The sequence below is a fragment of the Affinirhizobium straminoryzae genome (assembly GCF_007004135.1).
Classification (GTDB): domain Bacteria; phylum Pseudomonadota; class Alphaproteobacteria; order Rhizobiales; family Rhizobiaceae; genus Neorhizobium; species Neorhizobium straminoryzae.
Map to the genome: position 1 here is coordinate 90,521 of NZ_VJMG01000030.1, position 23,072 is coordinate 113,592.

Annotated in this window: 24 protein-coding genes; 15 read left to right on the forward strand and 9 right to left on the reverse strand. The window is 63.5% G+C overall.

What is annotated here, in order from left to right:
• The first annotated feature begins 72 nt into the window (after positions 1–72).
• The 3 genes from FNA46_RS12600 (at position 73) to FNA46_RS12610 (ending at position 2,358) form a co-directional block, all read left to right on the forward strand.
• The gene (locus FNA46_RS12600; RefSeq protein WP_342782391.1) at positions 73–726 is read left to right on the forward strand and encodes a ribonuclease T2 family protein; all 654 of its coding nucleotides are present in this window, start codon (positions 73–75) and stop codon (positions 724–726) included.
• 22 nt (positions 727–748) lie between these two features.
• On the forward strand, positions 749–1,345 hold the full coding sequence (locus tag FNA46_RS12605) for a glutathione S-transferase (RefSeq protein ID WP_143125553.1): 597 nt from the start codon (positions 749–751) through the stop codon (positions 1,343–1,345).
• A gap of 419 nt (positions 1,346–1,764) precedes the next feature.
• Complete coding sequence (locus FNA46_RS12610; RefSeq protein ID WP_143125554.1) at positions 1,765–2,358, forward strand: glutathione S-transferase family protein; 594 nt, start codon at positions 1,765–1,767, stop codon at positions 2,356–2,358.
• A gap of 189 nt (positions 2,359–2,547) precedes the next feature.
• On the opposite strand, the gene FNA46_RS12615 is transcribed toward FNA46_RS12610, so the two are convergent.
• On the reverse strand, positions 2,548–3,186 hold the full coding sequence (locus FNA46_RS12615) for an outer membrane protein (protein WP_143125555.1): 639 nt from the start codon (positions 3,184–3,186) through the stop codon (positions 2,548–2,550).
• Between the two features lie 330 nt (positions 3,187–3,516).
• On the opposite strand from FNA46_RS12615, the gene FNA46_RS12620 reads away from it, so the two are divergent.
• The 5 genes from FNA46_RS12620 (at position 3,517) to FNA46_RS12640 (ending at position 7,826) form a co-directional block, all read left to right on the forward strand.
• On the forward strand, positions 3,517–4,314 hold the full coding sequence (locus FNA46_RS12620) for an SDR family oxidoreductase (RefSeq protein ID WP_143125556.1): 798 nt from the start codon (positions 3,517–3,519) through the stop codon (positions 4,312–4,314).
• Positions 4,311–6,347, forward strand: a complete 2,037-nt coding sequence (uvrC, locus tag FNA46_RS12625; RefSeq protein ID WP_143125557.1) for an excinuclease ABC subunit UvrC — start codon at positions 4,311–4,313, stop codon at positions 6,345–6,347. Before FNA46_RS12620 ends, uvrC begins: the two co-directional genes overlap by 4 nt.
• Positions 6,348–6,441: 94 nt before the next feature.
• Positions 6,442–7,029, forward strand: a complete 588-nt coding sequence (pgsA, locus tag FNA46_RS12630; RefSeq protein WP_143125558.1) for a CDP-diacylglycerol--glycerol-3-phosphate 3-phosphatidyltransferase — start codon at positions 6,442–6,444, stop codon at positions 7,027–7,029.
• The gene (gene moaD, locus FNA46_RS12635) at positions 7,026–7,283 is read left to right on the forward strand and encodes a molybdopterin converting factor subunit 1 (RefSeq protein WP_143125559.1); all 258 of its coding nucleotides are present in this window, start codon (positions 7,026–7,028) and stop codon (positions 7,281–7,283) included. The genes pgsA and moaD overlap by 4 nt, the downstream gene beginning before the upstream one ends.
• Before the next feature lie 78 nt (positions 7,284–7,361).
• On the forward strand, positions 7,362–7,826 hold the full coding sequence (locus FNA46_RS12640) for a molybdenum cofactor biosynthesis protein MoaE (protein ID WP_143125560.1): 465 nt from the start codon (positions 7,362–7,364) through the stop codon (positions 7,824–7,826).
• Positions 7,827–7,832: 6 nt separating this feature from the next.
• Here FNA46_RS12640 and FNA46_RS12645 read toward each other — a convergent pair whose 3' ends face one another.
• Positions 7,833–8,729 carry a branched-chain amino acid ABC transporter permease gene (locus FNA46_RS12645; protein ID WP_143125561.1) on the reverse strand — a complete coding sequence of 299 codons (897 nt, stop codon included), beginning with the start codon at positions 8,727–8,729 and terminating at the stop codon, positions 7,833–7,835.
• Positions 8,730–8,800: 71 nt separating this feature from the next.
• Between FNA46_RS12645 and FNA46_RS12650 the strand changes: the two genes are divergently transcribed.
• The 3 genes from FNA46_RS12650 (at position 8,801) to FNA46_RS12660 (ending at position 10,795) form a co-directional block, all read left to right on the forward strand.
• A complete protein-coding gene (locus FNA46_RS12650; protein WP_143125562.1) occupies positions 8,801–9,349 on the forward strand; it encodes a CGNR zinc finger domain-containing protein in 549 nt (182 codons plus the stop codon).
• Entirely contained in the window at positions 9,346–9,846 is a 501-nt protein-coding gene (locus FNA46_RS12655; RefSeq protein ID WP_143125563.1) for a hypothetical protein, read from the forward strand. Before FNA46_RS12650 ends, FNA46_RS12655 begins: the two co-directional genes overlap by 4 nt.
• Positions 9,847–9,910: 64 nt before the next feature.
• Entirely contained in the window at positions 9,911–10,795 is an 885-nt protein-coding gene (locus FNA46_RS12660) for a dihydrodipicolinate synthase family protein (protein WP_143125564.1), read from the forward strand.
• A 15-nt stretch (positions 10,796–10,810) separates the two neighbouring features.
• On the opposite strand, the gene FNA46_RS12665 is transcribed toward FNA46_RS12660, so the two are convergent.
• The 3 genes from FNA46_RS12665 to FNA46_RS12675 form a co-directional block, all read right to left on the reverse strand.
• Positions 10,811–11,485 carry a spermidine synthase gene (locus FNA46_RS12665; RefSeq protein WP_143125565.1) on the reverse strand — a complete coding sequence of 225 codons (675 nt, stop codon included), beginning with the start codon at positions 11,483–11,485 and terminating at the stop codon, positions 10,811–10,813.
• A 98-nt stretch (positions 11,486–11,583) separates the two neighbouring features.
• Entirely contained in the window at positions 11,584–12,006 is a 423-nt protein-coding gene (gene ndk, locus FNA46_RS12670) for a nucleoside-diphosphate kinase (RefSeq protein ID WP_143125566.1), read from the reverse strand.
• 118 nt (positions 12,007–12,124) lie between these two features.
• Positions 12,125–12,808 carry a glutathione S-transferase family protein gene (locus tag FNA46_RS12675; RefSeq protein ID WP_143125567.1) on the reverse strand — a complete coding sequence of 228 codons (684 nt, stop codon included), beginning with the start codon at positions 12,806–12,808 and terminating at the stop codon, positions 12,125–12,127.
• Positions 12,809–12,979: 171 nt separating this feature from the next.
• Between FNA46_RS12675 and FNA46_RS12680 the strand changes: the two genes are divergently transcribed.
• The 3 genes from FNA46_RS12680 to FNA46_RS12690 all read left to right on the forward strand — a co-directional run bounded on the left by FNA46_RS12680 (position 12,980) and on the right by FNA46_RS12690 (position 17,812).
• Positions 12,980–13,489: a DinB family protein gene (locus FNA46_RS12680; RefSeq protein ID WP_143125568.1), complete on the forward strand. Its 510-nt coding sequence runs from the start codon at positions 12,980–12,982 to the stop codon at positions 13,487–13,489.
• Between the two features lie 60 nt (positions 13,490–13,549).
• Positions 13,550–15,436: an ABC-F family ATP-binding cassette domain-containing protein gene (locus FNA46_RS12685; protein WP_143125569.1), complete on the forward strand. Its 1,887-nt coding sequence runs from the start codon at positions 13,550–13,552 to the stop codon at positions 15,434–15,436.
• A gap of 324 nt (positions 15,437–15,760) precedes the next feature.
• The gene (locus FNA46_RS12690; protein ID WP_246103052.1) at positions 15,761–17,812 is read left to right on the forward strand and encodes a HAMP domain-containing methyl-accepting chemotaxis protein; all 2,052 of its coding nucleotides are present in this window, start codon (positions 15,761–15,763) and stop codon (positions 17,810–17,812) included.
• Between the two features lie 124 nt (positions 17,813–17,936).
• Here the strand turns inward: FNA46_RS12690 and FNA46_RS12695 are convergent, their stop codons facing one another.
• The 4 genes from FNA46_RS12695 to FNA46_RS12710 all read right to left on the reverse strand — a co-directional run bounded on the left by FNA46_RS12695 (position 17,937) and on the right by FNA46_RS12710 (position 22,064).
• The gene (locus FNA46_RS12695; RefSeq protein ID WP_185969835.1) at positions 17,937–19,043 is read right to left on the reverse strand and encodes an alpha/beta hydrolase; all 1,107 of its coding nucleotides are present in this window, start codon (positions 19,041–19,043) and stop codon (positions 17,937–17,939) included.
• A gap of 368 nt (positions 19,044–19,411) precedes the next feature.
• Positions 19,412–20,005 (reverse strand): nitroreductase family protein, encoded by a 594-nt coding sequence (locus FNA46_RS12700; protein WP_143125570.1) that lies wholly within the window; start codon positions 20,003–20,005, stop codon positions 19,412–19,414.
• A 110-nt stretch (positions 20,006–20,115) separates the two neighbouring features.
• Complete coding sequence (locus tag FNA46_RS12705) at positions 20,116–20,565, reverse strand: DNA polymerase III subunit chi (protein WP_143125571.1); 450 nt, start codon at positions 20,563–20,565, stop codon at positions 20,116–20,118.
• Between the two features lie 8 nt (positions 20,566–20,573).
• Positions 20,574–22,064 carry a leucyl aminopeptidase gene (locus tag FNA46_RS12710; protein WP_143125572.1) on the reverse strand — a complete coding sequence of 497 codons (1,491 nt, stop codon included), beginning with the start codon at positions 22,062–22,064 and terminating at the stop codon, positions 20,574–20,576.
• Positions 22,065–22,235: 171 nt separating this feature from the next.
• Between FNA46_RS12710 and FNA46_RS12715 the strand changes: the two genes are divergently transcribed.
• Complete coding sequence (locus FNA46_RS12715) at positions 22,236–23,015, forward strand: phosphatase PAP2 family protein (protein ID WP_244617838.1); 780 nt, start codon at positions 22,236–22,238, stop codon at positions 23,013–23,015.
• The last annotated feature ends 57 nt before the right edge of the window (positions 23,016–23,072 follow it).

Consider the following 23,072-nt stretch of genomic DNA (forward strand, 5'->3'; position numbering starts at 1 on the left):
ATCCCGCCCACGACGGACTTGACCGGGCCGAGCGGCCTGAGACATGGTCGGTTGCGAGATGAGGAGGCTTCGATGATGATCCGCCGTTTCCTTTGCTGCCTGACGACAGCCATTCTGATGCTGGCCGCCCTGCCCGCGGCAGCGGACGATACCGCCGCCCGCTTCGATTTCTACGTGCTGTCGCTGTCCTGGTCGCCCACCTACTGCGCCTCGCCGAAAGGCAAGGACAGCAAGGAACAGTGCGGTCCGGAGAAAAAGTTCGCCTTCATCGTGCATGGCCTCTGGCCGCAGAACGAAAACGACTATCCGCAATCCTGCGCGACGACGGAGCCACGCCGGGTGCCGGAAACGCTGGGGCGCGCCTATTTCGACATCATGCCCTCGATGGGCCTGATCGGCCATGAATGGCGCAAGCACGGCAGCTGCTCCGGCCTCGGCCAGAAGGCCTATTTCGACAAGACCCGCGCGGCCTTCGAGAAAATCCGCCTGCCGGCCGGCATCGTCACCGCAACCACCGCACAGACCTTCACCGCCGACCAGATCGAACAGAGTTTTATCCGCGACAATCCCGGGCTCGGCGCCTCCTCCATCGCCGTGAGCTGCGAGCGCAACCAGCTGGAAGAGGTGCGCATCTGCATGTCCAAGGATCTTGCCTTCCGCCCCTGCGCCGAGGTGGACCGCAAGGGCTGCTCACTCAACCGCATCACCGTGCCGCCGGCACGCTGACCCTCCCGACAGGACCCTGACAATGAAACTTCTCTATTCACCCGCCTCCCCCTATTCGGCCAAGTGCCGCATGGCCGCACGCCATCTCGGCATCGCGGTCGAGGAAGTGCGCACCGATACCGGCGCCGAGCCTGCCGAACTGGTCGACAACAATCCGCTCGGCAAGATCCCGGTCCTGATCCGAGAAGGTGACGCCCCGATCTATGACAGCGTGGCCATCATGCATTTCCTGGACAGGGAATCGGATGGCGCGCTCTATCCGAAGAAGCCGGAGAAGCGTACCGATGCGGAAGTGCTGGAAGCGCTCTGCGACGGCATCACCGACTGCCTGCTCGCCATCATTTACGAGCGCCGCTTCCGTCCGGAAGAGAAGATTCACCAGGACTGGATCGACAAGCAGTGGAAGAAGGTCGTGCGCGGTCTCGACCATCTGGAAAAGAACCTGCCGAAGACGGAAAAGAAACTGCATGGCGGTCATTTCGCGCTGGCAGCCCTGATCGGTTACCTTGACCTGCGTTTTGCCGGCCAGTGGGCCGAAGGACGCCCCAACCTCGCCGCCTGGCCGGAGAAATTTTCCGCGCTTTTTCCCGATCACGCCAGCATGAAGCCGGCCGCCTGAAGAAGCGCCGGCCCCGACGCTCCTGACATCGACCACCTCGTTCATCTACAACCGGAAGGCAGCCATAGCGGCTGCCTTTTTTGCTTTCTGCGGACCTTGCAGATGCGCGCCAGCAGGCGCAACGCATCGCAGCGAAGGTGGCATTGCACAATGCAAAAACCCCGCAAAAGCCCGGAATATGTATTGCTGCAACCGCGAAGGGATCGCAGTCAAACATCTCCGGTACCAGGATATGCACTTATTCGGCAAAACAGCATCTAGACTCGATTTTTCACAAATAATTCTCCATCCGCCAGAGTCTAGAATGCGAAATGGATCAATACGAGATAATCTATCTGTGAATATTAAGAATCTATTAGCGACAAATTTTGATTTGCATTATATCGGAAGGCGGAGGAAATATTGGATAGGATTGTGTTGTGCGTCTACTCTATTCGCCTGCTTCGCCCTACTCGGCGAAATGCCGGATGGCTGCTCGCCACCTTGGAATCAACCTTGAGGAGGTCAACGCGACAGACGGAAAGGAGCCACCGGAACTGGCCGGCTGCAACCCTCTGGGCAAAATTCCTATGCTGATCCGCAGCGGGGAAGTGCCGCTGTGCGACAGCGTCGCCATCATGCATTACTTCGACCGCCTCTCGCAGGGGCGGCTTTACCCGAAGCGCCTGGAGAAGCGCGCCGAGGCCGAAATGCTGGAAGCGCTCTGCGACGGCATTACCGACAGCCTGCTCTGCATCACCTATGAACGCCGGCTGCGGCCGGAGGAGAAGGTGTACCAGCCCTGGATCGATCGCCATTGGGTGAAGGTGGCGCGCGGCCTCGACTATCTGGAAAATCACGTGCCAAAGACCGAGAAGAAGCTGAACGGCGGTCATTTCGCGCTGGCGGCCCTGATCGGCTACCTGCATCTGCGCTACGCCGGGCGCTGGTCCGTCGGCCGCCCCAGGCTTGCCGCCTGGCCACGCCAGTTCTCTGCCCTGTTCCACGAGCAGAAGATGAAGACGGCCGCGTGATCCTTGTTCCGCGGAAGCTGGGGGCTGGCAACGCCCGGCGAGAACAGCGGGTGGCGGCACGGAGGCGAAGCGCCCGGCTTATCCGCACCAGGAGGGACTGCACGCGGACACGCCACACGTCACACGGCAATACAACGCAAAAAGGGCCGGAGGTGTCCCCCCGGCCCTTCTCGATCTGCTGGAGACGGATCAGAACTTTACGCCGATACCGACCTTGACCGACTGGTCGTCGAAGCCGCGCGAAACATTCGTGCCGCCGAGGTTGTAGTTCTTGTCGTTGTAGTCGGTGTAGCGGTATTCGAGGCGAGCCGTGATGTTGGAGGTCACGAAAGCTTCGACACCGGCGCCAACCGTGTAGCCGACCGAGGTCTTGCTGTCAGAACCGGCAGCGCTCGATACTTCGTGGTTGCCAACAGCCAGACCAGCCGTGCCGTAGATCATGAAGGGGTTCAGGTCGTAACCGACGCGGCCGCGGACCGAGCCGTTCAGCTTTTCTTCGGTGGTAACGCCGTTTGCGGAGCCCTTCTGGTCGTTGTAGCCGAGGTCGGCTTCAGCACCGTAAACGATCTGGCCGCTCTGCCAGTTGTAACCGCCGTAAATGCCACCACCCCAGCCATCAGCGCTCGGCTTGGTGGAGTCACCCTTGACCTTGCCCCAGTCATAGGCGCCGTTACCGCCGAGGTAGAAACCAGACCAGGTCGCAGCCGGGGCCGGCGCATCGTAAGCAGCCGGAGCCTGCGGAACCTGCGTGACGGCGTCGGCGGCCTGTGCCGAAACGGCGATGAGGCTGGCGGCGGAAACCATCAGGGACGCTACGAGAGTACGCATACTTTATCTCCTTTTCAATGCGGGCCGGGAGGCGCTGTTCTCTCAGGCGACAACGCCATCGCTCCCTGCTCGTTGAGTTGGAATTTGGTGGCCAATTGAGGAATTGAAAGTACCGAATTGTGAATTGATTGTGGCACAGACATGGCTGAATCTGGATGTTGCTTGCCCGCAACATGGAATTTATTAACCCTAACGAAAGGTTAATTGACGATAAACTTCGATTTTATTTGTCACGGTCGCGTGAATACAACGTAATAATACTGAAATAAAAAGAACAACATCCAAGCAATCCGCGGCCTTGATCCGGGCGTAAAGCACTTGCATCTCAGAATGACCCCGAAGCAGGCCGACAGGACAAGATCATCCGTGACTTCTTCCCCTACCGTACTTGTAACCGGCGCCGCGCGCCGCATGGGCAAGGCGATCTGCGAAGATCTGGCCCGCAATGGCTATGGCGTTGCCATCCACGCAGACCGCTCGATCGAGGAGGCGCAATCGGTGGCCGCGAGTCTGCGGGCCGAGGGTCACCGAGTCGTGGCCGTTCAGGCAAACCTTCTCGATGCGTCCGCAGCAGATGCGCTCATCGATCTGGCCGCGGCTCAACTCGGCCCCCTTACCGGCCTCGTCAACAGCGCATCGATCTTCCAGAAGGATACGGCCGAAACCTTCGATGCCGAGACCTTCGACCGTCATTTCGCCATCCATGTGCGGGCACCCTCCATTCTCTCCGCGGCCCTGCTGCGTCAGCTGCCGGCCGATCGCGAGGGCCTGATCGTCAACATCATCGACCAGCGCGTCTGGAAGCTCACGCCGCACTTCTATTCCTATACCCTCTCCAAGGCGGCGCTTTGGACCGCCACGCAGACGCTGGCGCAGGCCTATGCGCCGCGCGTCCGGGTCAATGCGATCGGCCCCGGCCCCTCCTTCAAGAGCGAGCGTCAGGCCCAGGCGGATTTTGACAAGCAGGTGGCCGGCGTGCCGCTGAAGCGCGGCCCCGCCCCTTGCGAATTCGGCCGCACGATCCGATTTCTTTTTGACACTCCATCCATCACGGGCCAAATGATCGCTCTGGATGGAGGCCAGCACCTGGCCTGGGAAACGCCTGATGTGGCGGAGATTGTTGAATGAATGGAACGAAACTGCCTGACGGCGGCGTTCTTTATGACGAATCGGACGATGATGACGACGACATGCTCCCCCCGGAGGGCGATGTCGCGCGCGCGGTAGCCGGCATCGAATGGAATCACGGCCTTGCCAATGAAAGCGGGCTGACGGGCGCCGAGCTGATCGCCGAATTCGTCAAGCATCTGCCCAATGCTCCCGGCGTCTACCGCATGTTCAACGCGGCCGGCGACGTGCTCTATGTCGGCAAGGCGCGCAGCCTGAAGAAGCGCGTGACCAATTATGCGCAGGGCCGCGTCCATTCCAACCGCCTGTCGAAGATGGTGCGCGAGACGGTGCAGATGGAATTCGTCACCACGCGGACGGAAACCGAGGCACTGCTGCTGGAAGCCAACCTCATCAAGCGCCTGCGCCCGCGCTACAACGTGCTGCTGCGCGACGACAAGAGCTTTCCCTATATCATGATCACCGGCGATCACCGCGCGCCGGCGATCTACAAGCACCGGGGCGCGCGTGCCCGCAAGGGAGACTATTTCGGTCCCTTCGCCTCGGCAAGCGCGGTCGGCCGCACGATCAACTCGCTGCAGCGCGCCTTCCTGCTGCGTACCTGCACCGACAGCGTGTTCGAGGCTCGCACCCGCCCCTGCCTGCTCTACCAGATCAAGCGCTGTTCCGGCCCCTGCACGCACGAGGTCTCCGACGCGGATTATGCGGGGCTGGTCGACGAGGCCAAGGATTTTCTCTCCGGTCGCAGCCAGAACGTCAAGGAAGCGATCGCCCGGCAGATGGCGGAAGCCTCGGAAGATCTCGATTTCGAGCGCGCCGCGGTCTATCGCGACCGGCTGGCGGCGCTCTCCCACGTGCAGAGCCACCAGGGCATCAACCCCGCCGGTGTCGAGGAGGCGGATGTTTTCGCCATCCACCACGAAGGCGGGCTTACCTGCATCCAGGTCTTCTTCTTCCGGGCCGGCCAGAACTGGGGCAACCAGGCCTATTTCCCGAAGGCCGACCCGCAGCTTTCCGGCGCCGAGGTGCTGAACGCCTTCCTCGCGCAGTTCTATGACGACAAGCCTGTGCCCAGGCAGATCCTGCTGTCGGAAACCGTCGAGGAACAGGACCTGCTGTCCCAGGCGCTGACGGAAAAGGCCGCGCACAAGGTGGCGATCCTGGTGCCGCAGCGGGGCGAAAAGCGCGACCTGGTCGACCATGTTCTCGCCAATGCCCGCGAGGCGCATGGCCGCAAGCTGGCGGAAACCGCCTCGCAGGAACGGCTGCTGAAGGGCTTTGCCGAAACCTTCGGCCTCGCTTATGTGCCGCGCCGCATCGAGATCTACGACAACTCGCACATCATGGGCACCAATGCGGTGGGCGGCATGGTGGTGGCAGGGCCCGAAGGCTTCGTGAAGGGCCAGTACCGCAAGTTCAACATCAAATCGACCGACATCACCCCCGGCGACGATTTTGGCATGATGCGCGAGGTGATGACCCGCCGCTTCACGCGCCTGCTGAAGGAAGAGGGCCTGCCGGACCGCACGGCGCAGCCTGCGGCCGAAGAAGCCGTCGATGCAGGTTTTCCTGCCTGGCCCGACGTGATCCTGATCGACGGCGGCCAGGGACAGATGACGGCAGTGCGCGCCATTCTGGACGAGCTTGGCATCCGCGAAGTGGTGACCGCCATCGGCGTCGCCAAGGGTGTCGATCGCGATGCCGGCAGAGAGCGCTTCTTTGCCGATGGCCGCAGCGATTTTTCGCTGCCGCCGCGTGACCCGGTGCTCTACTTCATCCAGCGCCTGCGCGACGAGGCGCACCGTTTCGCCATCGGTTCACACCGGGCGCGGCGCAAGAAGGAGATGGTGAAGAACCCGCTGGACGAGATTTCCGGCATCGGCCCGAGCCGCAAGCGTGCCCTGTTGCAACACTTCGGCACCGCCAAGGCCGTGTCGCGTGCCGGCATCAACGACCTGATGGCCGTGGAGGGCATTTCCGAGGCGGTCGCCAAACAGATCTACAATCATTTTCACGAAAGCCGCGCGCCGTGATCGTCGCTACTGGGCGAATTCCGCCAGAATTGCAGTTGACGCTTGGCCTTCGAAGCATCAACTAAGGGCCCAGCAAGCAGGTAGCAGGTTCGTCATGGCATCGCGCGCATACAACATTCCCAACCTCCTGACCTATGCGCGCATCGTGGCCGTGCCGGTCGTCGTCGCGTGCTTTTTCGTGGAAGGCCGGCTGCAGAGTTCCGACGTGGCGCGCTGGACGGCGCTCGGCATCTTCGTCATTGCCTCGATCACCGATTACCTCGACGGCTATCTCGCCCGCATCTGGAACCAGACCTCCAATATCGGCCGCATGCTCGATCCGATCGCCGACAAGCTGCTGGTGGCCTCCGTGCTGCTGCTGATGGCCGCAGACGGCACGATTGCCGGCTGGTCGCTCTGGGCCGCCATCACCATTCTGTGCCGCGAGATTCTCGTATCGGGCCTTCGCGAATATCTGGCGGGCCTCAAGGTGGCGGTGCCGGTCACCCGTATCGCCAAATGGAAGACGGCAATCCAGATGGTGTCGATCGCCTTCCTGCTGGCGGGCCCCGCCGGCGACAAGTTCGGCCTTCACACGACCACGCTTGGCATTACCCTGCTGTGGCTTGCGGCCATCCTGACGATCTATACCGGCTATGACTACTTCAAGGCCGGCCTCAAGCATGTGGTGGACGAAGAATGAAGGTGAAGCTCGTCTATTTCGCCTGGGTGCGCGAGCGCATCGACAAGCCGGAAGAGGACCTCGACCTGCCGGACAGCGTCGTGACGGCCGGCGACCTGCTGCAGCACCTGAAGACGCTCGGTGACGGCTATGAAGCGGCCCTGCAATATCCGGAGGTGATCCGGGTTGCTGTCAATCAGGAGCATGTCGATCACGACGAACCGATTGCCGGCGCCCGTGAAATCGGCATTTTTCCGCCGATGACGGGCGGGTGAAGCCCGGGAGCAGCCCCCTATGCCCTGCCGGGCATCGCACGAAACGGCATAGGTGCCGGACAAGGTGAGGCATTCGACATGACGACACCCACCATCCGCGTCCAGCGCGAAAATTTCGACCTCCAGACGGAAATTGACCGGCTGACGGCCGGGCGGGCGGATATCGGCGCGGTCGTCACCTTTACCGGCCTCTGCCGCGATGAAGGCGGTAGCCTGACGGCGCTGGAGCTGGAGCATTATCCCGGCATGGCGGAGGCCGAAATGCGTCGCATCGGCGAGGAAGCGATTTCGCGCTTCTCCCTGCTCGGCCTCACTGCCGTGCACCGCTATGGAAAGATCGCGCCGGGCGAGACCATCGTGATGGTGGTGGCCTCGGCCCCGCACCGGCAGGCGGCCTTCGACGGCGCCAGCTTCGTAATGGATTTTCTGAAGACCGCCGCCCCCTTCTGGAAGAAGGAGCACCTGCAGGATGGCTCCGCAGGCGGCTGGGTCTCGGCCAAGGATGCCGACGATCGGGCGCGGGACAAGTGGATCACGCGCTGACTCGTCTCACACCAGAACCCTTTCCCTCCGGCTGATCACCAGCAGCGCCACCAGGGCGCCAAGCATGACCGTATCGCGCCAGGCAACCGGGCCATAGCCGCTCCACAGCGTTTCGCCGAAGCCGAACAGGGCGGCGCCCGCGGCCGCACGCAGGGGATGGCTGTGGCCACCGGCCGCCGCGATCAGCACGATCTTCAGCCCGAAGAGGATGCCGGCGCCGAAATCCATGGTGCCGTAATGGGCGGTGGCGAGCAGGCCGGCGAGCGCCGCAAACAGCGCAGCCAGCCCATAGGCGCCGGCAAAGATACGGGCAGCCTGCACCCCGCAGAGTTCGGCGGCCAGCGGATCGTCGCAGACGGCGCGCCAGTGTCGCCCCCAGCGGCTTGCCGCGAGAAACCATCCGCCGCCCGCGACCAGCAGCAGCAGAACAAGGCTGTTCAGCGCCTGCAAGAGCGTCAGACTTGCCGTGCCCTCCTCTCCGCGCCAGAGACGGAGCGGCGTATTGAGAAAGGGCGGCAGCCAGAGTTCGCGCGTGCCGGAGGCGAGCCGTGCCGCTTCCATCAGGACCAGCAGCAGGCCGAGCGAGGCAACGGTGAGCGCGTTCGGCGAGACGCGGGCCAGCGGCGCGACCACCTGCCGGCCGATGACCACACCACCGCCCGCCACCAGCGTCACGGCCGCAAGGCCCCCCAGCGAGAGCGCTGCCGGAAAGGTGAGGAACAGAACATTCCAGCCGGCATGGGCGACCAGCAGGAACAGGTGGCCGGCGGCGGCAAACAGCGCGCCATAGCTGATGTCCGCCCGCTTGGTGACGGCAAAGGCAATCGCGTAGCCGAAGGCGAGCGCCGCATAGAGGCTGGCGATCGGCACGGCATTCAAAAGCTGTTGCAGGGCGTAGAGCATGGCGCGATCCAGCCGGAATGGGTGCTGAGAATTATAACTGGTAAACGCAATTTTACCAGTTATATTGAGGCATGAGCTTTTCCTGGACCCCTCACCGTTTCGCCGGCGGCGCATTGGCGCTCGATGTCGCCAACAGCGTGATCCTGCGCTTCGACCCCGCCCGCAGCATCGACCGTTTTGCGGACCCCGCACAGTTCGACGCCTTCCCGCAGGCGGCAATGGAATTTTCCGCCGAGCGCGCGCTGTTCGGGCCGTTGAAGCCGGTGCGCCCGGAGGCACGACACGTCTTTCTGACCTTTCGCGAGGCAATCGACCGGCATTTCCGGGCCGAGGCCGAGGGAGGATCCACCGACCACACGCTGGCCGATCTTCTGGAACAGGGCGCCTGCCTGCTGCGGCTGTCCTGCGACGCGGATGGTCTGGAGGGGCAGACAGTGCGCTCGGCGCTCAGGCTGCTCGCCTTGCCGGAGCCGGACCGCCTGAAGATCTGCGGCCATTGCGGCTGGCTGTTTCTCGACCGCAGCAAGAACAGGAGCCGCTTCTGGTGCGACATGGCCGTGTGCGGCAACCGCGCCAAGGCCGCCCGCCATTACCGACGCAGGAAAGGGGAACAGGAATGAGAAGAAAGATCACCATGGCTGCGCTCGGCCTGCTGGCGCTTGCCGGCTGCCAGCGGGAGATGGAGAAGCTGGCGGAATTTTCCGGCCACATCTTCGTGTTCAACTATCGCCTCTCCAAGGCGAATTACGTCGTGACGCTGCGGCCGACCGCCGCTCTGCCGGACGGCGGCATGGCGATTGCCCGCTTCGAGAACCCGCGCGGCGGCGCACCCCTGGTGACGGAAGCAAAGCTTTATCCGAAGATGGAAAAGATCGTGCTGGAAAGCCCCAACCTGCAATGCGTGCGCGAGGGGCGTTCCTATGAGGTGAAGATCGATCTGGCCGATGCCCACGGCAAGGTATTGCAGCAGCTGGAAACCAGGGTTCTCGCCACCATCGACCAGAGCATCCTGCCGGCCAATTCCATCGTCGTCGGCCCGGCCTATGACATGAACCCGAAGGTGTTCAAGCCCGGCGGCCACATTGACCTGACGCCGGTGCAGGATTGCCCGGCCTGAGCCGCCTTCACCTCGCGCGGCGCCGGTGCTACCAGAGGCATCATCAGCCAGACGAGGGTGCAGCATGTTCCGTGGTCTTTCCGCCTTTCCGCCCACGCCGACCGATGCGGACGGCATCGTGCAGCCGGACGCCCTGTCGCGCCTGGTCGATCGTCTCGCGACCGCCGGCGTCGATTCCATCGGCCTGCTCGGCAGCACCGGTGGCTATGCCTATCTGTCGCGTCCGGAGCGGCGCCGCGCCGTCGAGATCGCGGTTAAGACGCTCGCCGGCCGCACGCCGCTGATCGTCGGCGTCGGGGCGCTGCGCACCGACGAGGCCATGGCGCTCGCCGGAGATGCGGCCAAGGCCGGCGCCAACGGCCTGCTGCTGGCCCCCGTTTCCTACACGCCGCTGACGGAGGACGAGGTGTTTGCCCATTTTGCCGCGGTGGCCGGTGCGACGGATCTGCCGCTGGTCATCTACAACAATCCCGGCACCACGAAATTCACCTTCAGCCCGGACCTGATCGTACGGCTCTCCGCCATTCCGCAGATTGCGACGGTAAAAATGCCGCTGCCGGTCGATGCCAGTTTCGAGGCGGAAATGGCCGCGCTCCGCGCCCGCCTGCCGCAGGGCTTTGCCATCGGCTATAGCGGTGACTGGGGGGCGGCAGAGGCGCTGCTGTCCGGCGCCGATGCCTGGTACAGCGTGGTCGCCGGCCTTCTGCCAGCCCAGGCTCTGGCGCTGACCCGCGCCGCCCAGGCCGGCGATGCCGCCGAAGCGCACCGTCTGAACCAGGCCTTCGACCCGCTCTGGACCCTGTTCAAGCAATTCGGCAGTTTTCGCGTGATGTATGCCATGGCCGCGACGCTCGACCTGTTCCACGCCGCCCCGCACCGCCCGGTACTGCCGATCCCGGACGAGGCCCTGCCGCGCGTAGCCGCGGCGCTGGAGGGGCTGCAGGACTGAGAGAGCGCGTGACGATCAGGGGCGGACAGCCATCCAGATCACATGGCGGGCACCGCTGCGCTTCGTGCTGGCCCGCACGGAGAGCGCTTCGGCGGCAAAGCCGCACTCCTTCAGGCGGCGCGTGAACCGGTCGTCCGGCCCCGAGGACCAGACGCCGAGCACGCCCTTCGGCCTCAGCGCCACCTGCGCGCCGCGCAGTCCGGCATGATCGTAGAGGCCGTCATTGCTGCTGCGGGTCAGTCCGTCCGGGCCGTTGTCGACATCGAGAAGAATGGCGTCGAAGGCCGATTTCGAGCTGCGGATCAGCGCGCCGACATCGCCGACGTGAACGGAAACGCGCGGATCGTCGAGGCAGCCCTGAAAGACCGCGGCCATCGGTCCCCGCGCCCAGGCGACCACTGCCGGCACGAGTTCTGCGACGATCACCTTCGCCTCGGCCGGCAGCACGCGCAGTGCCGCGCGCAGCGTAAAGCCCATGCCGAGGCCACCGATCAGAACGACCGGCGCCGGCTGCGGACCGAGTCGCTCGGCGGCCAGCGTGGCCAGCGCCTCTTCCGAACCGCTGAGACGGCTGTTCATCAGCTCGTTGGCGCCGAGCATGATGGAAAATTCGCTGCCGCGCTGCTTCAGCCGCAGTTCGGCCGTATCGCCGGGCACCGATGCGCGATCAAGCTCGATCCAGGGCAGCATGGCAGGGCCTTTCCTCAAACGAAAAAGGCCGCCCGAGACGATCCCGTCGCAGGCGGCCTCGCAATGTCATCTGCCGTCACACCGGCAGCCGGGCCTGATCAGCCGACGATTTCGGTTTCGGAGAACCAGTAGGCGATTTCCTGGGCAGCGGTTTCCGGAGCATCCGAGCCGTGAACCGAGTTTTCGCCGATGGAGAGCGCGAAGGTCTTGCGGATGGTGCCTTCGGCGGCGTTGGCCGGGTTGGTGGCGCCCATGATCTCGCGGTTCTTCAGGATGGCGTTTTCGCCTTCGAGAACCTGAACGACGGTCGGGCCGGAGGTCATGCCTTCAACCAGTTCGCCGAAGAACGGACGTTCCTTGTGAACGGCGTAGAAGCCTTCGGCTTCGCGCTTGCTCATCCAGACGCGCTTGGAAGCGATGACGCGCAGGCCATTCTCTTCGAAGACCTTGGTGATGGCACCGGTCAGGTTGCGCTTCGTTGCGTCGGGCTTGATCATGGAGAAAGTGCGTTCGATCGCCATTTCGGAAAATCCTTGTTCTTCAGGGATAAGTGGGCGGTGTTTAGCCGCCCCGAATCACGAAGACAAGGGGGAGATGCGAATTTCACGCCTGCGTCACAAAGGCCGGCGGCTCCGCGCTTCAGGCCACCGCCCGGCCCATTCCGCCATGAAGATCGAGGCAGCGCCCGAACCAGAGCGCCACCGGATCCTCGTCCGGCAGAAGGGCAAGCCCCGTCGTGACCCGCGCCCATTGCAGCGCGCCGAACAGGATGTAGTCGGCAAACAACGGGGTAGCACCGCCGATGAAAGGCTGAAGCTTCAGCGTGTGACGCACGGGCTCCAGACGCAGGGAAAGATCGGCCAGCGCCGCCTCACGCGCAGCACTGAAGGCCTCCAGCGTCTGGCCGAGCCTCGCCTCGCGGCTTTCGCGAAAATAGACCTGATCCGGTTCCGCCAGCATGTCGTGAATGTCCTTCACGGCAATCTTCGTCAGCACCGGGTGGATCAGCGTCTGGGAAAAGCCTTCGACCAGACGCGACAGCGCCTTGCCGCCCTCGCCGCCGAACAGGGTCGGCCGATCGGGATAGGTGTCCTCGAGATAGAGGGCGATGTCGAAACTGTCGCGGACCAGTCTGTCACCGTCCTTCAGAATCGGCACGGTCCTGGAAAAACCGCCCTCCAGCTTGGGGATCTCGGTGAAGGCCACCGGTTTCTCGATGAAGTCCAGCCCCTTGTGGGCGAGCGCCAGCGACACCTTCCAGCAATGCGGCGAAAACGGCCGGCTCTCGTCGCGACCACACAGCGAATACAGAATTCTGGTCATGCTATCCCGGCTCCCCTGCCGCCCTTTTGGCGGCCTTATCGACCCCATCGTCGCGCTCCATGGTGGAACAAGACGGCAGCCTCGATCAAATCAGGAAATTTCATCGGTCGCATCACACGCAGTGCAGCATTTTTCGGTTAGCGTCCCGCCCCAATCAAAAAGGAGACCTGCATGCTTCGCCACTTCCAGATGTTTGCCGATTACAACCGCTGGGCCAATGAGCGGGTCTACGAGGCCTGCGCCACGCTGAGCGGCGAGGATTACCGCGCCGACATGGGCGCCTTCTTCGGCTCGGCCGAGCGCACGCTGAATCACCTGCTAGCCGCCGACCGCATCTGGCTGAAGCGCTTCACCGGAGAAGGCGAGGCACCGACCGGCCTCGACGCCGTTCTCTTCGAGGACTTCGCCGAACTGCGCGCCGCACGCGAGGCGGAGGACCGGCGCATCATCGACTGGCTGAACGGCCTGCAGGAGGCGGAGCTTTCCCGCATCATTTCCTATACGCCGATCAGCACGCCGACCAAGGTCGAGCTGCGGCTCGGACCGATCCTGGCGCATGTCTTCAACCATCAGACCCATCATCGCGGCCAGGTGCATACGATCCTGACCAGTCTCGGCAAGCCCAGTATCGCGATCGATCTCGTCTATTTCGTGCTCGCAGACGGCCAGCGCTGGCAATAGCGTGGTCGCGACGGGTCGCCTCTCTTGCATCGCTGAAAAACTTCGGCCAAAACCCGGCGCATGATCACGATTACCGACCTTTCCGCGCGCGTCGCGGGCCGCCTTCTTCTGGACCATGCGAGCGTCAGTCTGCCGACCGGCACCAAGGCTGGCCTCGTGGGGCGCAATGGCGCGGGAAAATCCACGCTCTTCCGCGTCATTACCGGGGATCTCGCCGCCGAAAGCGGATCGGTCGCACTGCCCAGGAATGCGCGCATCGGCCAGGTGGCGCAGGAGGCGCCCGGCACCGAGGATGCGCTGATCGAGATCGTGCTTGCCGCCGACAAGGAGCGCACCGCGCTTCTTGCCGAGGCCGAGACGGCGACCGATCCCAACCGCATTGCCGAAATCCAGACACGCCTCGTCGATATCGACGCCCATTCGGCCGAAGCGCGCGCCGCAAGCATTCTCGCCGGCCTCGGCTTCAACGCGGAGGCGCAGCGCCGCCCCGCCTCCTCCTTCTCTGGCGGATGGCGCATGCGCGTCGCCCTTGCCGCGGTTCTGTTTTCCGAACCGGACCTGCTGCTGCTCGACGAGCCCACCAACTATCTCGACCTGGAAGGCACGCTGTGGCTGGAAGATTATATCCGGCGCTATCCGCACACCGTCGTCATCATCAGCCATGACCGCGACCTGCTGAACAATGCCGTCAACGCCATCGTGCATCTCGACCAGAAGAAGCTCACCTTCTATCGCGGCGGCTATGACAGTTTCGAGCGGCAGAAGGCGGAAGCCGACGAGTTGCAGATGAAGGCGAAGGCCAAGAGCGACGCCGCCCGCAAGCATATCCAGAGCTATATCGACCGCTTCCGCTACAAGGCCTCCAAGGCCCGCCAGGCGCAGAGCCGCATCAAGGCGCTGGAACGCATGGGCACCGTGTCGGCCGTCATCGAGGATCACGTCCACCCGATCACCTTTCCGGAACCGGACCGGCAGCCCGCCTCGCCGATCATCGCCATCGACAAGGGTGCCGTCGGCTATGCGCCGGGCAAGCCGATCCTGAAGAACATCACGCTTCGGATCGACAATGACGATCGCATCGCGCTGCTGGGCTCGAACGGCAACGGCAAGTCCACCTTCGCAAAATTCATCTGCGGCAGGCTGGATGCCGAAGCCGGCAACCTGAAGGTGGCGCCCAACCTGAAGATCGGCTTCTTTGCACAGCACCAGCTGGACGACCTGATCCCCGATCAGTCCGCCGCCGACCATGTGCGCCGCCTGATGCCGGACCAGCCGGAGGCGAAGGTGCGGGCCCGCGTTGCCCAGATGGGACTTGCCACCGAAAAGATGGATACGGCCGCCAAGGATCTTTCCGGTGGCGAGAAGGCGCGCCTGCTGATGGGCCTTGCCGCCTTCCACGCGCCGAACCTCCTGATCCTCGACGAGCCGACCAACCATCTCGACATCGACAGCCGCCGCGCGCTGATCGAGGCGCTGAACGAGTACAACGGCGCCGTCATCCTGATCAGCCACGACCGCCATCTGATCGAAGCGACCGTCGACCGCCTGTGGCTGGTCAATGACGGCACAGTTGCCCCCTTCGACGGCGATCTCGAGGATTACCGCTCGATCATCGTCGCCTCCTCGCGCCGCAAGGACGACAAGCCGCAGGCCGGTGCCGAAGAGCCGGTTTCGAAATCCGACCAGCGCAAGGCCAATGCCGAAAAGCGCGCCTCGCTTGCGCCGCTGAAGAAGAAGATCACCGATCTCGAAGCCATGACCGCCAAGCTGGAGAAGCTGATCCAGGCGCTGGACAAGGATCTGGCCGATCCGGCTCTCTACGAGAAATCGCCGGCAAAGGCCGCAGAAAAGGCCAAGCAACGCAGCGATGCCGCGCAGAAGCTTTCGGATTGCGAGGAACAGTGGCTGGAACTTTCCGCCGAATATGAAGCGGCGATGGCAGGCTGATCCTGGCTTGCCTCGCCCGTCTTTTGGAGTGACAAGGCGCGTCTTCCGCTTTCGCGCCGGATCTTGGCAGAAGCCGAGATCCGTTTACCCCTCAATTCTTAGGGCGAAAGTAATAAAACTTCGTTGCCGCATATGCGAAACGACGTCAATTAGCACAATCTTAAGTAAAGCTTGAACATCATCGCTCGCATTCTCCGTTTTATACACGGCAAGCGGGTCATGAGCCTCCATCCTGCGGGATGGAATGACAGGCTTGCCATCCTGCCCGACATGCGCTCCGCGCAGTGTCCGCCCCGCGGCGCCGCGCGCCGTGACGGATGACGCGTGTCTGCCATCATGGATGTGGCCGATGATGGCCCTGTCCCTCCGGTTTCCGGCACCTGCCGCCATGATGACGGCACGCCCCTGTTCTGGACCCATGCAATGCTTCGTGCTCTGTCCCTGAAGACATCCCTGACATCTGCCTTCGCCCTTCTTCTTCTGCTGCTTCTGCTGCAGGGAGGTGTTGCGCTGTCCTCCATGCGCGGCATCTTCACCAATGTCGACGGGCTTGCCAACGATGCCGTACCGGCGGTCGACATCACGAACCGCCTGAACATCTCGATCGCCAATCTGCGCGGCCTGCAGACACGCCATATCCTGACCACCGAGCCAAAGGCGCTGGAAGAGGCCGAGGCGGTGCTGGCACGCGAGGTCAAGAAACTGAAGGATCGCATGGCGACCTACGAGCCGATGATATCGCTGGCGGAAGAGCGCCGCGCCTTCGACGGGTTCAAGCAGGCCGCAGCCGAATATCTGCGCCTGCACGAACAGCTGCTGGCCCTTTCGCGCGCCGGCGAAAAGCAGAAGGCCTCCGCCCTGCTGACCGGCGAGATGGTCAAGAGCTACGAGCGCATGGACGATTATGCCGATGCCTTCCGCGATGCCAATGTGAAGGCTGCGGAAGACATGTATGCCGAAAGTGCCAGCGAATTCACGGCATCGCTCATCAAGAACGCCATCCTGCTCTCGATCGGTGCACTTGCCGGCATCGGTGCGATGATCTTCGTGTCCCGTGATGTCTCGCGCCCCATCGACCGCATGACGGCGATCATGCGCCGGCTGGCGGCGGGTGATTTTGCGGTTGCCATTCCCTATCTCGAACGACGCAACGAGATCGGCCAGATGGCCAAGGCCGTCGGCGTCTTCAGGGACAACGGTATTCGCGTGCAGGCGCTTGGCGCAGAGGAACAGCATTTCAACGAGAAGTGCCATGACCTGCGCACCGCCGTGGGCCAGATCGTCTCGGCGGCCGTCGAGGGCGACTTCAGCATCCGCATGAACCGCGATTTCGAGTTTGCCGATCTCAACGCCTTTGCCGCCTCGATGAACGAACTGGTCGAATCGATCGATGCCGGTCTTGCCGAAACACGCCGCGTGATGGGGCGCCTGGCCGAGGGTGATCTCACCGACGGCATGCGCGGCAGCTTCACCGGCGCATTCGCCGAACTCCAGCACAATGTGAACACCACCGTGGATACGCTGCGCTCGATCGTGACCGAGGTACGCCAGTCGATCGACCAGATCAATTCCGGCTCCGGCGAGCTGCGCCACGCCTCGGATGACCTCGCCCGTCGCACGGAGCAGCAGGCCGCGGCCCTGGAAGAAACCTCCTCGGCGCTTGAGGAAATCACCGTCTCAGTCCGCCAGGCGACCGACCGCGCCCGGGAAGCAACCCGCAAGGTGGATGAGGCACGCCGCAGCACCGAGGCTTCCAGCGTGGTGGTGGGCGATGCGATTGCCGCCATGGAGCGGATCGAGCAGGCCTCCGGACAAATCGGCCAGATCATCAACGTGATCGACGAGATTGCCTTCCAGACGAACCTGCTGGCACTCAATGCCGGCGTGGAAGCCGCGCGCGCCGGGGAAGCCGGCAAGGGTTTTGCCGTCGTGGCGCAGGAAGTCCGCGAACTTGCCCAGCGCTCGGCAGGTGCGGCCAAGGACATCAAGGCCCTCATTACCAAGTCCGGCAATGAAGTGGCCTCGGGCGTGAAGCTTGTAACCGCCACGGGCGACGCGCTCGCCCAGATCCGCGGCCATGTCGACAGCATCAATGGCGAGGTGCACGAAATCGCCGCCACCTCCAACCAGCAATCCGGCCGCCTGCAGGAAATCAATTCCGCCGTCGGGCAGATGGATCAGGTGACCCAGCGCAATGCCGCGATGGTGGAGGAAACCACGGCAAGCACCAACCGGCTGGCCGATGATGCACTTCAGCTTTCCCGCCTCATCGACCGCTTTACGCTGTCTTCCGACACACCGCCGGCAGCCGGCCGCGCCAAAACCCGCGCGACCGTTCCGGCAGTCTCCCGCAGCGATATGCGCCGCCACGCATGATCCACGCCTATCGGCCGGTGGTCGTTCATCACCGGCAGGAAAGGCATCAGCCACAGGAAGGCCGCCCCGGGGATGCAGCGCTCTGCCCCGGGGCGGCCTTTCTGTCTTTCGACAGGCGCGGGCGTCAGGCGCTGAGGTGCTGGCCGAAGAAGGATTCGAGCTTGTCGAACGGGATCTTGTCGACCTGATCATAGAGATCCACATGGCTTGCGCCGGGAATGATCATCAGTTCCTTCGGCTCGGCCGCAGCCGCAAAGGCGGTTTCCGCGAAATAGCGGGAATGGGCCTTTTCCCCATGCACGAACAGCACCGGACGCGGCGAGATTTCCGCGATATAGGTGAGGATCGGCATGTTCATGAAGGACAGCGGCGTCGTCTGCGACCAGGCGTTGCCGGAATTGACGGCCCGCTTGTGATAGCCACGCGGCGTCATGTAGTAATCGTGGTAATCGACCAGGAATTGCGGCTCGCCGCCCTTCAGTACATTGTAGGGCTGCTGGTAGACGGTGTTGCCGCTCGCCACGTCGACCCAGCGCTGACGGCTCAGCCGATCCAGCGTCTGCGTGCGCTGTTCGAGTGTCACGCTGTCATTGTAGCCCTTCGACATCACGCGCGTCATGTCATACATCGTGCTGGCGACGACGGCCTTCACGCGCTTGTCGACGGCAACCGCATTCAGCGCGAAACCACCCCAACCGCAAACGCCGATCATGCCGATCCGCTCGCGGTCGACCTCGGGGCGCAGGCCGAGATAGTCCACGGCAGCGCTGAAATCCTCGGTATTGATGTCGGGCGAGGCAATGTTGCGCGGCTCGCCGCCGCTTTCGCCGGTGAAGGAGCCGTCGAAGGCCAGCGTCGCAAAGCCGCGCTCCGCCATGATCTGGGCATAGAGGCCGGAGGACTGCTCCTTGACGGCACCGAAGGGACCTCCGACAACGATTGCCGCCAGCGCCTGGCCGGCGCGGTTCTTCGGCAGATAGAGATCACCCGACAGCGTGATGCCGTAGCGATTCCTGAAGCTGACCTTCTGGTGATCGACCTTGTCGCTCTTCGGGAACACCTTGTCCCAGTCTGCGGCCGTGGACTGGGCCTGCGCGGTCGCGGTCGTGGCAAGGCTTGCGGCACCGGCGGCGGCAAGACCGACGCCGGTGATCTTCAGAAGATCGCGGCGCGCCATGGTGAGCGGTTCGGCACCGGCCGGGACGGGGGTAAGTTCGCGAGGTTCGTGCATCGGGAGACACTCCGGTTTGCGGGACAATTTCCACACCGGATATAAGTCGCCCCCGCCTGTGCGATTAGCGCGAGCCGGCCGATAGCCTTCATCGCCGTTGTTCATCAATCGGGAAACCGGAGGCCGGAGCCAGATGTCACTCGATCGGGGCGATGCGAGAGCACGTCCGAGCCAAAAGTGCGTCAGCGGTTTTGCATCCGGGTTGCGTGAAAACAAAGAGATAGAGCATTTCCGGTGATCCCGTTTTCCCCGGAAACGCTCTATGCCGCCTACTCCCGGCATAGGCCTGAACCGCAGCAGACAAAAAAGACCGGCCCTCCCCGTGGAAGACCGGTCCTCCGGTTCATGCCCGTCGATCGTGACTCGGCTCAGTCCTTGAAGACGCCGTGCACGACGGTTTCGGACAGCGGCAGGCGCGGGCTTGCCACTTCGCGGGCCTGCAGGGCTTCCGGCAGCAGAGAGGCATCGCCCTGCTTGCCGATCGCAACAGCCGCGTGCAGCACGTGGCCTTCCGGCAGGTTCACGGCCTTCGCCATGGCCTGCTTGTCGAAACCCGCCATGGCATGCGAGGCCCAGCCGGCCATGTGGGCCTGCAGCGCAAGATAACCCCAGGCCGTGCCGGCATCGAAGGTATGGCTGCCGTTGTCGCTCGGCTCGGTCTTGCCGGGTGCCGTGAAGCGGGTGGCCGAGGCAACGATGACGAGGGCGGACGCCTTTTCGGCCCAGCTCTGGTTGAAGGGCAGCAGTGCGCCGAGGATCGGCTGCCAGACGGCATCACCGCGCAGCGCATAGATGAAGCGCCAGGGCTGGGCGTTGAAGGCGGACGGCGCCCAGCGGGCAGCTTCCAGAAGACCGAGCAGTTCCTGCTCCGAGATCGTGGCATCGGTGAAGGCACGCGGCGACCAGCGGCCGGTGAAGACCTCGGCGACGGGATGATCGGCCTTGCGGGTATTGGCAGTCATGGCTTCCAGGCTCCTGTTTCTGTGGGATGCCATCAGCTAGCAAGCCGTGCTGCGGCGCACAAGGGGCCGTCACGCACCGTCATCAGCGGCTCGACCATCCCCATCCCCGCTCACGCCTTCTTGATCCAGCGCCCGTCATCCGACTGCTGCCAGTAGGTCAGCCGGTGGCCCTCCCCCTTCAGGCGCTTCCAGTGGCTCCGCGCGCCCTCCAGCTGGGCGGCATCATGACCGTCGAACATGAAGACGACACGTTCATAGGACGAGAGATCGCCGGGATCGGCACCATCCACCAGAAAGCGGACGCTCGCCCCGTTCGGATTGTGGTCCTTCACCGTCAGCAGCACAGGCTGTTCTGCGGCAAGAACGCCGGTATCGGTCCCGTGCGGCAGGAAGCTGTCTTCCCGAAACGTCCACAAATGCTGGTCGAGCCGGTCGCGCCGGGCCTCTTCCACCGTCTGGAGCACGACGCGCCAGCCGCGCTCGACGCTCTTTTCGAGGAGCGCGGGCAGCGCATCCTCCAGCTTCGATTCGGTCAGATGGTAGAAGAGGACCTCGGTCATGGTGCCGTTCACGCCTCGTAGCGGTCGCGCACCAGCTGGTCGAGCAGGCGCACGCCATAGCCCGAGCCCCAGGACTGGTTGATCTCGCTGGCGGGCGAGCCCATGGCCGTGCCGGCCACATCGAGATGCGCCCAGGGCGTGTCACCGACGAAGCGCTTGAGGAACTGCGCCGCCGTGATCGAGCCGGCATAGCGCCCGCCGCTGTTCTTCATGTCGGCGAAGCGGGAATCGATGATCTTGTCGTAATCCTTGCCGAGCGGCATGCGCCAAAGCTTCTCCCCGCTCGTCTCGCCGGCGGCAAGCAGGCTGGCCGCGAGTTCGTCATCGTTGGAGAACAGGCCGGCATGCAGGTTGCCGAGCGCCACCAGGATTGCCCCCGTCAGCGTGGCGAGGTTGATCATGAAGCGCGGCTTGAAGCGTTCCTTGGCATACCAGAGCGCATCGGCGAGCACGAGACGGCCTTCCGCATCGGTATTGATGATCTCGATCGTCTGGCCGGACATGGAGGTGACGATATCGCCGGGGCGCTGGGCATTGCCATCCGGCATGTTTTCCACAAGCCCGATGATGCCGACGGCATTCACCTTCGCCTTGCGGGCGGCCAGCGTGTGCATGAGGCCGGTCACGGCGGCAGCCCCGCCCATGTCGCCCTTCATGTCTTCCATGTTGGCGGCCGGCTTGATCGAAATGCCGCCGGTATCGAAAACAACGCCCTTGCCGATGAAGGCGAGCGGCGCCTCGTCCGTCTTGCCGCCCTTCCACTGCATGATCGCCATGCGCGGCGGACGGGCCGAACCCTGCGCCACGCCGAGCAGCGCGCCCATGCCGAGCGCGCGCATCTCGGTTTCCGTCAGGATCTCCACCTCGACGCCGAGTGCCTGAAGCGCGCTTGCACGCTCGGCGAATTCGATCGGGCCGAGAACGTTCGGCGGCAGGTTCACCAGCTCGCGGGCCAGGTTGACACCGCCGGCCACTGCCTCTGCAAAGCCGAAGCCCGCGGCTGCGGCCTCGTGATGGGCGGTGACGATGGTGATCTCGACCGCCTTGGCGCTCTTGTCCTCGTCATCGGCCTTCTTCGTCTTGAAGCTGTCGAAGCTGTAGGCCCGCAGCAGCAGGCCGGTGGCAAAATCCACGGCCTTGGTTGCATCCACCTCAAGGCCTGGCGCATCAAGGAAAATGGTGACCGTCTCGGCACGCTTGATCATGCTCGACGCCTTGCCGCCGGCCCGCAGCCAGTCATAGGCGCTGATGTCCGCCGGCTTTCCAAGCCCCAGCACCACCAGCCGGTCGAACGGCGACTGATGTGGCGCCAGGACATCGAGCACGCTCATCGACTTGGCGGAGAAGCCGGCAACCTCGCCCGCACGGCCGAGCACCTGCGCAGGATCTGCAAATTCCGCCCCGGCCACGGCATGATCACCGGACACTTTCAGGCCGATGGCGAGACCGCTACTGACGGTTGCGAACTGTGCGAAACGAATTGTATACTGAACGGACATTTCTTCTCCGGAGGCAGAGGATGATGTAAGACTTCACGGCCAATCTGGGAGGATGGGCCGCCGAGGACAAGAGAGCGGACAGGCATTGGCAAGGCGACGTCTTAATGTTGTCATGCGATCTGCGTAACCGCTACCAGGCTCGGAACGATCATAGGGGAAGGAATAAACACTTTGGCAGACGCGTTCCAGTCATCCAACCTGTTTTCCGGACCGCGGCTTCGGCAAAGTTTCCGGCGGCCGCAGGCTTGGTTCGTCACGCTGTTTTGTGCCTGGTGGGTTCTTCTCGCCGTCTTCTACCTGTTTCCGGGCATAGACATCGCCGTGGCGCAGAGCTTCTTCCATCCGATCGATTGCGGCGCGAACACGGTCGCGGGCCGCATCTGCGGCAGCTTCGCCTATTCCAGCGAAGGGATCCTGATCGCGCTGCGCAAGTTCTTCTTCTACCTGCCCGTCGTGGTCGCGATCGTGATCCTGATGTTGCTGCTTGAAAACCTGCAGCACCACGGCGCGACCTATGATGCGGGCAAGACCCGGCGCTACTCGATCGCGCTCACAGCCTTCCTTCTCGGTCCCTATGTGCTGGTAAACCTGATTCTCAAGACGATCTCCGGTCGCTCGCGGCCCTACAATACGGATCTCTTCGGCGGCACGGAGTTTTTCACCGCGGCAGGCACCTTCCATGGCAGCTGCGTCAACAACTGCTCGTTCATTTCCGGGGAAGCGGCCAGCGCCGGCTGGCTCGTCTGTCTCGTGGTGCTGCTTCCAGCCCGCCTGCGACCGGTCGTGGGGCCGCCGCTTCTGCTGCTCTGCCTCGTTCCGGCCAGCCTTCGCCTGTCCTTCGGCGGCCACTATCTGTCGGATGTCATCCTTGGCTTCCTGTCGTCAGCCGTCGTCTATGCGGGTGTCGCCAGCTATTTCGAAATGACACAGACACAAAAAAAACACCGGTAGCAAACAGTTTTGTGACAGGACGGCTGTCGCCATGGCGCACCGAATTGCTTAGAACCC